This window comes from Azospirillum sp. UFLA03-27 (assembly GCF_059803775.1).
On sequence record NZ_JAUQTX010000018.1, the window covers coordinates 15,338 to 29,711 of the forward strand.

Annotated in this window: 12 protein-coding genes; 5 read left to right on the forward strand and 7 right to left on the reverse strand. The window is 67.3% G+C overall.

The features are described from left to right. Nucleotides 1-420: 420 nt before the first annotated feature. The 3 genes from Q4I23_RS04695 to Q4I23_RS04705 all read left to right on the forward strand — a co-directional run bounded on the left by Q4I23_RS04695 (nt 421) and on the right by Q4I23_RS04705 (nt 3,188). Entirely contained in the window at nt 421-894 is a 474-nt protein-coding gene (locus Q4I23_RS04695; RefSeq protein WP_035676146.1) for a sigma-70 family RNA polymerase sigma factor, read from the forward strand. 331 nt (nt 895-1,225) lie between these two features. After that, on the forward strand, nt 1,226-1,453 hold the full coding sequence (locus Q4I23_RS04700; RefSeq protein WP_103039101.1) for an anti-sigma factor family protein: 228 nt from the start codon (nt 1,226-1,228) through the stop codon (nt 1,451-1,453). Between the two features lie 250 nt (nt 1,454-1,703). Further along, nucleotides 1,704-3,188 (forward strand): alkaline phosphatase D family protein, encoded by a 1,485-nt coding sequence (locus tag Q4I23_RS04705; RefSeq protein WP_454016652.1) that lies wholly within the window; start codon nt 1,704-1,706, stop codon nt 3,186-3,188. Nucleotides 3,189-3,236: 48 nt separating this feature from the next. On the opposite strand, the gene Q4I23_RS04710 is transcribed toward Q4I23_RS04705, so the two are convergent. From Q4I23_RS04710 to Q4I23_RS04740, 7 genes are all read right to left on the reverse strand, one after another. Continuing rightward, a complete protein-coding gene (locus Q4I23_RS04710; RefSeq protein ID WP_014197122.1) occupies nt 3,237-3,635 on the reverse strand; it encodes a hypothetical protein in 399 nt (132 codons plus the stop codon). 117 nt (nt 3,636-3,752) lie between these two features. Beyond that, entirely contained in the window at nt 3,753-4,664 is a 912-nt protein-coding gene (locus tag Q4I23_RS04715; RefSeq protein WP_498525452.1) for a DMT family transporter, read from the reverse strand. Nucleotides 4,665-4,680: 16 nt separating this feature from the next. Beyond that, nucleotides 4,681-7,317 carry a cation:proton antiporter gene (locus tag Q4I23_RS04720; protein WP_498525453.1) on the reverse strand — a complete coding sequence of 879 codons (2,637 nt, stop codon included), beginning with the start codon at nt 7,315-7,317 and terminating at the stop codon, nt 4,681-4,683. 184 nt (nt 7,318-7,501) lie between these two features. Then, nucleotides 7,502-9,133: a sensor histidine kinase gene (locus Q4I23_RS04725; RefSeq protein WP_498525454.1), complete on the reverse strand. Its 1,632-nt coding sequence runs from the start codon at nt 9,131-9,133 to the stop codon at nt 7,502-7,504. Further along, on the reverse strand, nt 9,114-9,914 hold the full coding sequence (locus tag Q4I23_RS04730; RefSeq protein WP_237906117.1) for a response regulator transcription factor: 801 nt from the start codon (nt 9,912-9,914) through the stop codon (nt 9,114-9,116). Before Q4I23_RS04730 ends, Q4I23_RS04725 begins: the two co-directional genes overlap by 20 nt. After that, nucleotides 9,907-10,446 (reverse strand): hypothetical protein, encoded by a 540-nt coding sequence (locus Q4I23_RS04735; RefSeq protein WP_498525455.1) that lies wholly within the window; start codon nt 10,444-10,446, stop codon nt 9,907-9,909. Before Q4I23_RS04735 ends, Q4I23_RS04730 begins: the two co-directional genes overlap by 8 nt. An 800-nt stretch (nt 10,447-11,246) precedes the next feature. Further along, nucleotides 11,247-12,704 carry a hypothetical protein gene (locus Q4I23_RS04740; protein WP_498525456.1) on the reverse strand — a complete coding sequence of 486 codons (1,458 nt, stop codon included), beginning with the start codon at nt 12,702-12,704 and terminating at the stop codon, nt 11,247-11,249. Between the two features lie 261 nt (nt 12,705-12,965). Here Q4I23_RS04740 and Q4I23_RS04745 point away from each other — a divergent pair, with 261 nt between their 5' ends. Both Q4I23_RS04745 and Q4I23_RS04750 read left to right on the forward strand, forming a co-directional pair. Further along, entirely contained in the window at nt 12,966-13,961 is a 996-nt protein-coding gene (locus Q4I23_RS04745) for a hypothetical protein (protein ID WP_498525457.1), read from the forward strand. Continuing rightward, a complete protein-coding gene (locus tag Q4I23_RS04750) occupies nt 13,958-14,374 on the forward strand; it encodes a phage holin family protein (RefSeq protein WP_237906113.1) in 417 nt (138 codons plus the stop codon). Before Q4I23_RS04745 ends, Q4I23_RS04750 begins: the two co-directional genes overlap by 4 nt.

The window sequence follows — 14,374 nt, forward strand, 5'->3', positions numbered from 1 at the left end:
AGATGTTTTCGGCTGTGGCCGCCGGGGAACAAGCCTCTTCCCACCGCGTTATGAAATCAACGTCACCACGAACGGGAGCAACACCGAAGCGCATCAACGCTTTGGAGTTGCCCAGGCTGGAGAGCGGGAGACCGTTGATGACGACGAACTGCTCATTGTGCTGCGCCGGACCGACACCCGGACACTGCTAGGCAGCACCACCGCATTCTAAACCACCGACACGAATCGCAACAACCGGCGCGGCCACAGGACCGGCGCCGGAAGGGACCACGCGTCGAAAATGGGCGCGTCGAAAAAGGGATCGTCTCCCACCGAAGCCTCGGGAGTCTGAATCCCGCGAACTGAAATCTCGGGACGGGGGCGCCGTCACCACGGACCGGCAGCCCCGCCGAATGAAGAGAAGCTGGAGGAAGAGCAACAATGGCGTATTGTTTCGAATCCGAACTGATCCGTTGCATGCCGAACCTGCAGCGCTATGCCTGCAAGTTGACGCGCGACGTCAGCGCCGCCGAGGATCTCACCCAGGACTGTCTTGCCCGCGCTCTGTCCCGCCAGCATCGCTTCGAGCCCGGCACCAACATGCAGGCTTGGCTGACCACGATGCTGAAGAACCTGCATTTCAACAACCTCCAACGTGAAAAGCACGTCACCAAGGTCGAACTGTGGGACGGCGCCATGTCGGTCGAGGCCTCGCAGATCGCACGGCTGGTCTTCCGCGACGTGGACCGCGCCTTCGGCGCTCTGACCCCGAGCCAGCGCAAGGTCGTGAAGCTGGTCGCCATCGAAGGCCGCCCCTATCAGGAGGCCGCGGAGAAGCTGAACGTCTCCATCGGCACCATCCGGTCCCGCCTGTGCCGGGCCCGCGAACGGCTGAACAACCTGATGGCCGCCTAGGGCGCGGCAGGGAATGCGCCGCGGGGTATGGCAACCGTACAACAGGTTGATTCTTCCATCGCATCGGACAGTCCGGCGCCGGAACAACCAACGGGAGCGGCTGTTACATCCCGCGTGCGAAACGAGTATGGCTGCAGCGGAGTGGCCGAACATCCACGGGGAACGATCGGGTACGCTTCGCCAACCATTTGGCGGTATCGGCATCCTCCCCATAAGAAGAGGTAAGTCACCACTCCCGACGCCGTGCCCGCCGCACTATATTGAACTCTGCGTCGCGGATCGTTTCCGTCTCGGGGGGATGGCCTCCGGAGACGTTCCGGGATCAAAAGATATGAAGCGTGTGACGATGAACCATATCAACGCATATCTTGACGGTGCCTTGGACGATAAGGAGCGTCAGGAGTTCGAGCAGTCCGTAGAGGACGACGCCGACGCGAAGGCCGTGGTGACCTTCCACAGGAGCCATGTGGATGAGCTTCACCGCCTTTACGATCCCGTGCTGGAAGAACCGGTACCGGCGCGCATGCTCGAACTGCTGAGGCAGCGCCGCAAGGACTAGCCCCCCGATTCCCGTGTTCCATCGTCACATGAGGGGCGACCGGACGACCCGGCCGCCCGCTTTTTTTGCCCGCACCCTGGCCTTCCACCACCGCGGCGCGTTCTCCCGCATTTCCACGCGGCTTCCCCCTTCGGATCAACGCTTGCCCCTTTTACAGACCTGCGGCTTTTCCCATAAACAGGAGCCGCGGAAACGGAAGCTGGGCCATGGGCGCCCGGACCGGCGGGAACGAAGAGGATAGACAGCGTCCATGGCGCGCGGCAGGCCGGCACCGAACATCATTCTGGGTCCCGTCCTTTATTTCCGGGGAGAGCAAGGCGACCGCTGGTGGCTGTCCGCCCTCTTCGTGCTGGACGGCGACGCCGAACCCTATGATTTACGGGTGGACGGCGTAACCCTGCCCGTGCCGCCCCGCCACCTCGCTCAGTGGGGCAACCGGCATGTCTGGCGTTTCGATTTCGCCATACCGCGCGGCACCCGCGATGTCGAGGCCGCCTATGGTTTCACCGATGGGGCGTCGCCGGGGGACATCTGGGCGGTGACCGTGCCGGGACGCGCCTCGTCGCCGCGGATCGCCTATGTCTCCTGCAACGGGGCGGAGGACGAGGAGAAGATCACCGGGCTGGACGCACCGCGCAACGCCCTGTGGGGTGATCTGCGCCGCCGTCACGAGGGCGAGCGCTTTCACCTGCTGCTGCAAGGTGGCGATCAGCTCTACGCCGACGCGGTGTGGCGCAAGCCGCCGCTGCTCAGCGCCTGGAAGAAGCGGACCGACGCCGCCCGCTTGGATGAGCCCTTTACCCCCGCCATGGCGGAGGAGGCGACGGACTTCTACTTCGACCTTTATCTGCGGGTCTGGGGCCAGCCGGAAACCGCGGCGGTGACCGCCCGAATTCCCTCGGTGATGATGTGGGATGACCACGACATCTTCGACGGCTGGGGCTCCCACCCGGACGAGGAGATGATGTCCCCGGCTTGGCGCGGCGTCTACGCGGCCGCCCGCCGCCACTTCTCGCTGTTCCAACTGGCCGCCATGGAGGGCGCCCAGCCGGAATGCGTGTGGGGGGCGCCTTTGGACTCCTTCAGCCAGGGGTTCCGGCTCGGCGATGTCGGCGTTCTGGCACTGGACATGCGCAGCGACCGCACCCCCCGCCGCGTTCTGTCGGACCGGGTGTGGGACGCCCTGCCGGAGTGGCTGGAACGCTTCAAGGGATGCCGGCACCTGATCCTGATGTCCAGCGTGCCGCTGCTCTACCTCGACACCGGCGTGATGGAGCGGGCGGTCGGCCTGTCGCCCGTCCGCGTCGGAATCGAGGACGATTTGCGCGACCAGTGGCGCAGCCCGGCCCACGCCGAGGAATGGCTGCGCCTGATCGGCCTTCTGGCGGAATTCTCGCGGCGCACCGGGTGCCGGGTGACCTCCGTGTCGGGCGAAATCCACGCGGGCGCGCGGGCCGTGCTGCGCGGCGGCGGCGTGGAGATCTGGCAGCTCATCGCGTCGGGGGTCGTCCACCCGCCGCCCGCCAAAGCCACCGCCTTCGCCCTGGAATGGCTGGCCGGCCGCAAGGAAACCCTGCCCAACGGCTATGTTTTCGAAATGCCGGCTTTTCCCGAATCGGGCAAACGCATCATCCGACAGCGCAATTGGCTATCGCTAATCTTCGACGGCAAGGGCCAGATCCACGCCCGCTGGTCGGCCGAAGGCCAGCCGAACCGCTACACCCAGGTGATCTGAACTCAGGTGATCTGAATCCAGGCGATCGGACCGGAGGAGCCCGCCGGCTCACTCCGACTGCGGCGACCGGCGGCGGTTGCGCAGATTGAGCGCGTTGAGGAAGCTGGTGGCCTGCGCCGGCGTGGCCGGGCCGCCGGCCCCCGGCGCCTTGGCCGAGGTCGCCAGGAAACCACCGACGCGCGCGCGCAGCTCGACCGAATCGTGGGCCGCCTGATCGGCGGTCTCCGCCACCTGACGGCGCACGTCGGCGTCGAGCGTGTTGAAGGCGCGGGTGGCGAATTCGAAGGCCGGCTGGGACTTGGTGGCGATCACCTGCCGCAGCGCCTTGGAAACCAGAACCGTGTCCAGCCCGCCGGGGCCGTCCACCCCGTCCAGGACATCGGCCAGGATGCCGATGGCCTGCAGGGTCTGGTTGTCATCGAGCGAGATGGGCTCCAGGCCGTCCATGACACTCACTTCCGATGTGGTTTGCCGAAGCGTGGTTGAACCAGCGGACGCCGCCGGATCTTTTGCCGGTGCGGGAAAGCATAGTCGGAGCGCCCCGCCGAGGCAATGCGCACGGCGTCAGGCCGCGCGCTTGGCGCTGCGATTGACCAGGGCGACCCCGGCGACCGCCAGCGCCATGCCGGACAGGGCCAGCAGCCCCAGCCGCTCCCCGAACATCGCCCAGGCGATCACCGCCGTCACCGGCGGGACCAGATAGAACAGGCTCGCCACGCGCGCCGCCGCACCGTGCCGGATCAACAGGAACAACAGGAAAATCGCTCCCACCGACAGCACAAAGCTGAGCCACAGCAGGGCGAAGACAAATTCGCTGGTCCAGTCGATGTGCATGGTCTCGAACAGCGGGGCCAGCACCGCCAGCACCGCCGCGGTCGCGGCGTACTGGATCGCGGCACCGCTGCGCAGGTCCATCGCCGTGCCGTGGCGCTTCTGATAGAGCGTGCCGAAGGTGATGCCCAGCAGGGCGGCCAGCGCCAGCCCGATGCCCAGCGCGTCGGTGGAGTCGAAGTGGAGCTTCTCGCCCACCACCAGCCCGACTCCGGCCAGCCCCATCAGGAACCCCACCCATTGCCGTCCGCTCACCCGCTCGCCCAGCAGCGGGCCAGAGAGTGCGGCGGTCAGCAACGGCTGGATGCCGACGATCAGCGCGGTCACACCCGCCGGCATGCCCTTCGCGATGGCGCAGAACACCCCGGTCAGATAGACGCCGTGCACCAGAAGCCCGGCCAGCGCGATGCGTCCGGCCTCGGCCCAGCTCTTCGGCCAGGGCGCTCCGGTGACCAGGGCGACGACGCCGAGGACCACGGCCACCAAGCCCAGCCGCACCAGCAGGAAGGTCAGCGGTTCCGCGTAGGGAAGGCCGTATTTGGCGCCGATGAACCCGGTGCTCCACAGCAGGACGAAGACGCCCGGCATCAGGCGCACCCAATCGGGCCGCCCGCCCGCGGCGGCGGTGGTCGCTTGCACGGTCATCGCTTTTCCTCGACTCCTATCCCCGCGCCTGCGCGCCTTCCGCGGTTGGAACCTCGGCCGCCAAGGACGGGGCGTCCGGGGCGGGCGCGACGCCGGACAGGTCCGGCTTGGGCGCTTCCACCGCACGCGCTTCCGCCACGGGCGTCACGGCCTCCTCCACAGGCTTGGGCGGCGGGTTGCGCCGCGCCTCGGCCACCGACTGGAGATGGGCGCGCAGGCTTGCGTCCTTCTTCACCAGCCGATGGAAGTCTCTCACATCCAGGACCAGCAGTTGGCAATAGCCCATCGCACGCACATCGGCGTTGCGCCGCTGGCGGGTCAGCAGGGCCATCTCGCCGAACACCTCCCCGGTGCCGAGCTGGACCGGCTCGTCCAGACCCGGAACCAGCACCTCGACGGCGCCGGACGCGATGAAGAACATGGCGTCGCCGCGCTCGCCCCGCCGGACGATGGTCTCACCGGGCAGGACCAGCCGTGGCTTCAGCAGGGTGGCGATGCCGCGCAGACGGTCGCCCTCCAGCCCCTCAAACAGCGGCACCCGCCCGACGAGGTCCATCAGATCGAGCCGCAGATCAAGCTTCGGCAGGGCGTCGAGCGCGCGGCGGCGGTCGTCCAGATCGCGTTGCAGATCGCTTAGGATTTCCTGGCTGATGATCGATTCGGCGAAGAGCGCCCGGTAATCCGCCTCCTCCAGCCTCAGGGCGGCGCGGCTGACGTAGCGGCTCTGCAGGATCAGCGCGTAGTCGGGATACTGCAGCTTCAGCGCCGCCAGGGCCTGCTCGACCATGGCGAGGCGGATGGTCAGGATCCCTTCCAATTCGCAGGCGACGTCGGTGCCCAGCACTTGGCCGACCTTGTCGTTGATGAACTCGAGAAGTTCGCGCTGCACGGTGCGCACGCCGAGAAGAATCTCGAACCGGAAGGCGAGCCGGCGGGCCAGCGGCGCGTGGATGCCCAGCCGCCGGTGCAGCAGGCTGGCGACCCGCATCCAGGGCGTGAAGGAGATGAAGGGCTCCTCGAAGGCACGGTAACCGGCGCGCCCCTGGGTCTTCACCGCGTCGAGCAGGCGTCCGGTGCGGCGGTTCAGCAGCTCTGCCACCCCGCGCGACAGGATGCCTTCGCGGAAATGCTCGTAATACAGCTCCTCCTCGCGGTTCACCAGGATGACGAGGCCGATGGTCACGCGGTCCTCGTTGTTCAGCGGCGCTTCGGTCGACCGCTCCCGGACGATGGCATCGAGCCGGTCGCTGTATTGCGACACAATGGACCCGACAGCCTGCTCGTCAACCTCGTAGCGGTGGGCAAGCCCCTCCACCCGCTCACGCACGCCGGTCAGCGACAAAGCCAGCGCGCGGTTGCGCATGGCGTGCTCGACCGGCGACAGCTTGTTCAGGCCCAGCAGGTTGATGACGGCGCGCAGCGTCGTGCCGTTGATGAACAGCGTGTAGAAGACGAAGCCGGTGACCAGCACCGCGACGAAACCTTGGACCCGGTCGGGCACACGCCCGTTCTCGGTGACGGCCAGGGCCAGCGTCAGCGACACCGCACCGCGCAGGCCGCCCCACAGCATCACCGCTTTGTAGGCGTGACTGACGCGCTGGGCCAGACCGGTGCCGGACAGCAGCGGCAGCAGACCGAACAGCACCAGCGCGCGGGACACCGTGGCCGCACCGACGACGACCAGCACCAGCCCGACATCGCTCCAGCCGATGCCGCCGAGCAGGCGCGGCACCAGCAGCGCCGTCATCAGGAAGATCAGCGAGTTCGCCCAGAAGCCGAGCTGCTTCCAAACATGCTCCAGCGCCCCCCATGTGGCCGGGGAGATGCGCGTGCGCCCGACTGAGCCGACGACCAGCGCCGCCGTGACCACCGCCACGACCCCCGACGCGCCGACATAATGCTCCGCCAGCACATAGCTGAGATAGGCGAGCGCCACGGTCAGCGTGATCTCGGCCATTGGCTGGTCACGCACCGGCTCGACGATCATGCAGACCACGCGCCCGCACACATAACCGGTCAGCACGCCGCCGGCGAAGTCGCGCAGGAACTCCATCACCGCTTCGGTCGCCCCGCCATGGGCGTTGCGGGTCAGCATGCCGAGCAGCAGCGTGAACAGCGCGATGGCCGCGGCGTCGTTCAGCAGGCTTTCGCCCTCGACCAGCATGGTCAGGCGGCGTGGCGCGCCGAGGTCGCGGAAAATGCTGACGACCGCTGCCGGGTCGGTGGTGGCGACGATCGCCCCCAGCAGCAGGCAGGCCACCAGCCCCATCGAGGTGAAGAGGGTCAGCGCATAGCCGACGGCGAAGGTGCAGACGAACACCGCCACAACGGCCATCAGCAGGATCGGCCACACGTCGTCGAGCAGCCGCCGCACGTCCACCGCCAAGGCCGTTTCGAACAGCAGCACCGGCAGGAAGACGTAAATCAGCACCTCGGACGAGATGTCCATCTCGGCCAGGGAATTCAGGAAGTCATGAAAGGGACCCGTGCCGCCCTGGCCGGCAAAAGTCTGGATCACCAGTCCCAGTGCCACGCCCACGGCGGCCAGCAGCACCGTGTAGGGCACCCGCAGCCGGGCCGCCAGTGGCGGGAGCAGGCTGACCAGCGCCAGAAGGCCGGATACCGCGAGGACATAGATGACGATGACGTGCATGGGGCTGCCTTGCCCTTTGGGGGGCCTTGGGGAGTCGCGGCGCACGGTATCGCCCGATTGGGGCGGGAGCAAGGTCAGGATAAGGGACAAAGCTGTTCCGTACGTGTGACCGGACGTACGGTCCAGCCACACCCGTACGGATGGGAACGTACAGGGCTTGCACCCCGTCAGGCCACCGCCCCCGTCAGGCCACCGACAGCGTCACCGTCATGCGGAAGCCGCCGGTGGAGCGGTTTTCGGCGCGGACCTTGCCGCCGAAGGCCTCGATGTTCCGCCGCACGATCCACAAGCCGATGCCGAAATGGGTCGCCTCGGCCTGGTTCTGGGCCGCAGCGTCCTCCGGCATGCCCCGTCCCGGCTCGCGCTGGGAGAAGTAGCGTTCGAAGATGCGCGGCAGGTTCGCGGGATCGACGCCCGGCCCCTCGTCCTCGACCACCAGCTCCGCCCAGGCGCCGTTGCGCGACAGGCGCACGCTGACGGTGCCGTCCGGTGGGGAGAAGCTGACGGCGTTCTCCACCAGATTCTCGATGACGGTCTCCAGGATGTCCTCGCTGGCCCGCACGACCACCCCGGACTCGATCCGCGAGCGCATGTGGAGCTGCCGTTCGGCGAGCAGGCTGGTGTAACCGCCGGCCATACGCTCCACCAGATCGGACAGGTCCACCCGGCGGCGCGGCGGGACCAGCAGATCGGCGGCGGCCTCGTCCATACGCCGCCCGAAGGAGACCAGCCCGTCGAGCTTGTCGACCGACTTCTCGATCATGGTCAGGGCGCGCTGGCTGCGGTTGTCCTCGGCGGACAGCGAGCGGCGCAGCGGCTCCACCGACTGGCGGATGACCGCGATGGGCGTCTTGTAGGCGTGGGCGTTGTCCTCCGCCGCGCGGCGCAGCGACCGCGCGCTTTCGCGCAGGGTATCGACCAGCCGGTCGAAATCCTCGGCCACCCCGGACAATTCCGGCACGGTGTTGCGGTTGGTGAAGGACCCCTGCCCGCTCTCGCCGATGCCGCCCGACACGATGTCGCGCGCCAGGTCGCCGAAGCGGTGCAGGTTGCGCCAAACCCCCAACAGCACCGCCATCACCAGCGCCGCCATGACGATGTAGATCATCGCCGCGGCCTGGACGACCGGCGTGCTCCAGTAGGGGCGTCCCAGGGAGGATTCCAGATAGCCGCCGGCGGTGTGGCTGGTCACCAGCGCCCAGCAGCCGAAGGCCGTGTTGATCGGCGTGACCGAGGTCAGAATCTCGTAGCCGCCGGAGGCGCGTGGCAGGCGCAGCGCCAACGGTTCGTTTCCGGCGCAGGAAGCGCCCAGCCGGTCCAGCACCCCCTGTTCGAGGAGCTGGTGCCGCTCGGCGTCCAGATCGTCGGTGGGCACCGACGGGGCGGCGGCGACGTAATAGAAGCCGTCGCTGCCCATCAGGTTGTTGCCGGCCAGGGCGCGCGGCCGGACCAGCAGCTTCAGCCGCGTGTTCCCGTCGGCGAAGCGGCGCAGGATGGGGCCGAGCTGCGGCAGGGCCGCGCGGTTGGCGCGGGACAGGTCCGGCTCCAGCGCGCGGGCGATCAGCTCGCCCTGCCGTTGCGCGCTTTGCAGCAGCAGGGTCTGCGTCGTGGTGTCGGCCCGCTGGAACTGATCGTAGATCAGCACCGGCACCGCCAGAAAGACGATGGTCAGCAGCGCCAGCCGGCTGGCCAGCGAGTGCCACAGCCACCGCAACCGGCCGCCGGGGAAACCCGCCATGGAGAAGCCTCCCTTGGTGAGTTCCGCCCTGTCCCGCGCGCCGTCCGGCCCGTGGGCCTCAATCGGCAGCAGCGCCATCGACCATCACATCCGCGTCGTCATCCCGCGTGCGGCCCGTGCCGCCGGTGCCGTTGCCCCAGCGGTAGCCGAAGCCCGGATAGTTCTCGATGCAATCGAACTCGGCGTCCACCACGCGGAACTTCTGGCGGATGCGCTTGATGAAGGCGCGGACGTTGGCGCGGTAGCCCGACGGGCCGTAGCCGGCCAGGAAGCCCTTGCCATGCACAAGGTCGTAGATCTCGCGGTAGGACACGTCCTCTTCCGGGCGGGTCGCCATCAGCTTGACGATGTTGAACTCGGTCAGCGTCAGGTCGATGCGCTTGCCGTTCCACAGGGCGCGGCTGTTGTCCAGGCGCAGGTCGAGGTTGCCCAGCGCGTAGACGGATTCCTTCGGCCCCTCGGCCTCCTCGGGCGTGCCCTTGGAGCCATCCACGATGAGGCGCATGCGCTTCAACAGGATGGACAGGCTACGCGACTTCTCCACGAAGTCGAGTGCGCCGCCGGCCAGGGCGGCCTCTTCGTAAATCTGATCCGACAGCACGGTGAGGAAGATCACCGGCAGGTCGATGCCGCGGGAGCGCATCTGGCGGAGGACGTCGATGCCGTCCATCTTCGGCATGCGCCAGTCCAGCAGGACGATGTCCACCGAACCGCCCTCGGCGAAGAAGTCGAGCGCGGGTTCGCCACGGTCGAACGTGATGACCTCATACCCCTCGTCGGCGAGGTTGAGGCTGAGGGATTCGCGGAACAGGTCGTCGTCGTCGACCAGCGCCACGCGGGCGACGGCGGCCTCAGTCATTGCGGACATCCCAGCCTTGGGCAAGGAGTTGAGCGAAGCATCGTTTATCGACATCTGGGACATTTTCGCTGCTCTTCATATCGTAGGAAAGGGCACGGAAGTCCTGGGAGGACGTCATGTCCATGAAGAAGAAGACTTTGAGCGAGCAATCGCCCTTAGCGTAATGCCACACCTTTGCAGGTGGCGCCTCTTCCGTTGCGGCAGGGGTGCCCAGGAGACGCCGGGTCTGGACTTGGTCCAGGCCGACGAGCGTTTCGGGGGACAGGGTGGCGGGCGGGCTGGCGCCGCCGAACGGTACGGGGGGCAGCCCCGCCACCTCTGTCCCAGCCATGGCGATGACCTCGGCGGCGGGACCGGTCCCCGAACCGCTCACCGCCGGCGTGGCCGCCTGATCCTTCCCCGCGGTCTTGACGCGCGGAGGAGCAGGCTTCGTCTTCGGCACCGGAACGGCCATGGCGGTCGGTCCGGCGGTCTGCGTTTCGGGAGGAACCGTGGTGCCGGGGCACCCGGCCAGCAGAAGAACCGCCAGCACAAGGCCCGCCTTCCGCCGCCGGCACCCCACTCCGGCTTTGGTTCCAGCCACTTCGCATATGGTACCCGTCATCGTCATCGTCGGGCCTTTCAAGCAACGTGGTTGAATTCGCGGGCGGTGTTGCTGGCCCCATGCCTGCACTTGCCGCCTCCGTGAGATCAAGGTCAGTCCAGTCTGGTTAATGTGGCGTTAAACCCCTGTTTGATACCCCCTTTTTGCGCACATTTGCGGCCAATTTTTGTTCCTACTCCTATCGATAGGTCGGATTTCGAACTAATTTGCCTATTTGTGGGCTAGGTGGCTGGGCGTCGATCGCCTCAAATACCCATACTTCCCTTTGGCTTATCCTGTGACGGGAAAAGCGCGGGGAGGCCTTGCGCACGGCGCGTGGCACCATGCGCCCATGGGCGCGAAAACCGGCGGTTGGGAAGGGAGAAGGAAAGGGCGAAAAAGAGCCCCAAAAACAATCGGCGGCGGAGCCACCCGGGTATGGCCCCACCGCCGGTCAGCCGGACGGGCAACAATATCGGTAAGATGAGAACGCCGCGATGGCGTCTCACAGGATGTTGCCGCTTGAACTCCAGCCTTCTATCCGACCGTCGTTACCGCCGGTCGGCACTGTGCGTACAATGCTTTTCGAGCATCAACCTTCACGCCGACCATCCTGCGCCGGACCGAGGCCGTCGTCAAGACCGCGTGGACTGCGAAATGGGCTGGATTACCCAGATGGCGATACTGCCGAAGGTGATCGCCCAACGCGCACGAAGGGGGTGCCCTGAGCTTTCGGTGCACCGATGCTCTTACGCGAGCAGATTGACCGAACCAGACAGGGCGGGCATCCCCAGATCCGTCCCACCGAGCGCCGCGAGGCTGTCCGCCGAAGGCATGATTGCGGCCTCTCCAGCGGCACCGTCCGGCTCGCCGGAATCGCCGTCCGTGCCGTCCGGGTTGGTCATGGCTTCTACAAAATCCTTCAGTGTCGTGCCGGACCCGAAGGCCGCTTGACGCAGTTCGTTGACGTTGTCCTGCGCCTCCTCCACGACCTTGTCGTAATCCTTGAAGGACTCCCGCCGCGCCTTGCGCCGCTCTTCGGCCTGATCCAACTCGTTGGCGGCCTTTGCTTCGGCGATGATCGACTTCGCCTCGGCGAGGACGGACTCCACCCGACGCCCGAATTCGTCGGCCTCACGGTAGCGCGACATCTTCAGATCGTTGTCGGCCATCATCCGCTGGATGTAGTTGCGGATCCGCTCGCCCGACGGGGCGTTGGGGGTGGCGTTCAGGCTGGGCGCCACGTCCTTCATCAGCTGCTCGAGGTCGGTCCCCTGCCCGTCCTCGGCATCCTCGTCGGTTTTCCCTTCGGCCCGGTCCTTTTCCTTTTCCTTTTCTTCTTCCGTTTTCTCGGCCGCCGTTTTCTCGGCCGCCGTCTTCTCGGTGCCCGCCGTTCCAGTGGAGGATTTGCCGTCCGATGGCGGCTTGCCATCCGGAGCAACGCCCTGGGCCGTGGCCTGCCCGGCCAGACCGGCGGCTTCCGCGGCGACGGTCTCGGCGGCACGCGCCTCTCCGTCTTCCGCCGCCTCTTCGCCGGCCGCCATATCCTCAGCCGTGCTTGTGCCGTCGGCGGCCGCAGCGTCCGTCGGCAGCGCCGGGGCTGGCGGCGTGTCCTGCGGCGCCCCTTCGGTCAAGGCGCCTTCAGCCGTCGCGCCGTCGCCGCGGATGGTCACCGAGACATCGACGGCGATTTCCGTCTGAACCATGGTGATGGAGGTGCGGGTGGTCGTCCGCTCGATGGTGATGCCACCGATGGACGGCGCCCCCGCCCCGCCGGGAAGTCCCATCTCCGCAGCGGCGGCCACGCCGGCGCCATACTCCTTCGCCGCCCGTCCGGCCTGCTTGGCAAGGATCGCAGCCTCCCGCGCCAGCTGCACCAGCTTTTCCCGGTCGCCCCGGCTGTGGCGCATCATCATCTTCAGTTCTTCGATCTTGCGCTCGACCTCTTCCAGCCGTTGCGCGGCGACGGCCTTCGGCCCGCCGACGCGCTTGGCTTCCTCCAGCGCGTTGACCACGGCGGTGAAATTCTTCTGCTGCTCCGGAGTCATGGTGAAGGGCAGCTTTGCTTGGTCGGCCTTCTCGGTCAGGACCTGCTTGGAGTCCTTTCCCTCCATGGCCTCCAGCGCGCGCTCCCAGTCCTTTTTGGCCTTCTGGAGCTGGAAAAGGCTGTTCTGGCCGTTGCTCAGAGCGGAAAAAATGCCGTTCACGGCCGCCTCCTCCGGTTCATTGGAACCTTCGCGAATTCGCGGGGAAGTTTAGCACACTTTCGCAGGCCGTCCAATTCCGACAGCGCCAATGGAATCGGCGCCGGCAACCCCGCGTTGCCGCGCAGGAACGCAATACACACCCCGGAACTCCGATGCCCATGAGTGTGTTTGATTCCCGACATCGGACGCCGCAAAGCGCGGCGAATTGCCGCAGGCTGCGGACCGGAACACATCCGCAGCCGACCCCGAGGAGGAAAACAGATGGCAGACCGCGATACGTTGGGCACCGGCGAACCGAACCGCAAGACGCCGGACCCGATGGCGAACAGTGGATTCGGCAACGATCGTTCGCAGAACCGGAGTCCCTCGGACGACGTGAACCGGATGGCCGGCGAAGCAGCCGATGCCGGCCGCGACACCATCGGCGCCGCACAGGGTCGCATCCGCTCGCTTCTGGAGACGCAGACGGACCGCGCCGCCGACCAGTTGGGCAGCGTCGCCAACGCGCTGCACAAGGCTGCGGAACAGCTGAACGAGGAGAACAACGGAACCGCCGCCCATTACGCCGGACAGGCCGCCGACCGGGTGGAGCGGGTTGCCGACATGCTGCGCAACTCAACCGTGGACGACATGGTCGGCCAGGTGGAGCGTTTCGCGCGGCGTCAGCCGGAGGTCTTCGTCGGTGCCGCCTTCGCCGTCGGCTTCCTGTTCGCCCGCTTCGTCAAAAGCTCCGGAGAACGGCGATTTCGCGGCGCGTCGTCGTCGCACCTGACCGGTGGCTACGCCCGGCACGACCGTGGATACGGCGGTCGTGACCAGGACCATCACGACTACCGTGACTTCGGGCTGCGCGGCGCCGACCGCGCTGGACAGGAGGCTCTGCGCACCGACCATGACCTCGCCGGCCATCGCCGCGCCGGTCCCGGCGGCATCGGCGGCTCGGCCTCTGCGGAAGGCCCCGGCGCGGCGCGGCCGAGGTCCGGCCTGTCGTCCGGCTTCGCCTCCTCCGGCATGGCGTCGACCGGCATGACGTCGGCGACAGCCATAAACTCGGCCGGCGGCGGGATCGGCCGCAACCAGGAGAGTCCGCGTCCGCTGAACACCGCCACCGCGGCGACCACCGCCGCCCGCACCCGCGACGCCGCCGAAATGGTCGCCGGCTCCGCGCCCGGCACCACATCCAATGTCACTCAGGGCAGCACCAGCGAGTCCAAGCCGGTGTCCGGCAATAACCCGATCCAGGGGATCAAACCATGAGCGCTGCGGAGGACCGTTCCTACGATCCGCGGCAAGACCGACCCATCGCCGGCCTGTTCGCCGATCTGGCGCGGGAGACCACCAACCTCGCCCGCACCGAGATCGAGTTGGCCAAGGCCGAGCTGACCGAGAAGGCCGGACAGGCGGCGGGCGGCGCAGCCTATGTCGTCGCCGGCGGCCTGATCGCCTTCGCCGGCGTCCTGGTCCTGCTGGCCGCGGCGGTGCTGGCTCTGTCGAAGGTGGTCGAGCCCTGGCTGGCCGCCGTCATTGTCGGGGTCGTCGTGCTGGTCATCGGCGGCGTGCTGGCGATGATCGGCAAGAAGCGGCTCAGTCCGGAGAATCTCCAGCCGCAACGCACCATTGAGACGCTGCGTGACGACAAACGCTGGGCCCGCTCCCAGCTCGCCCGATGA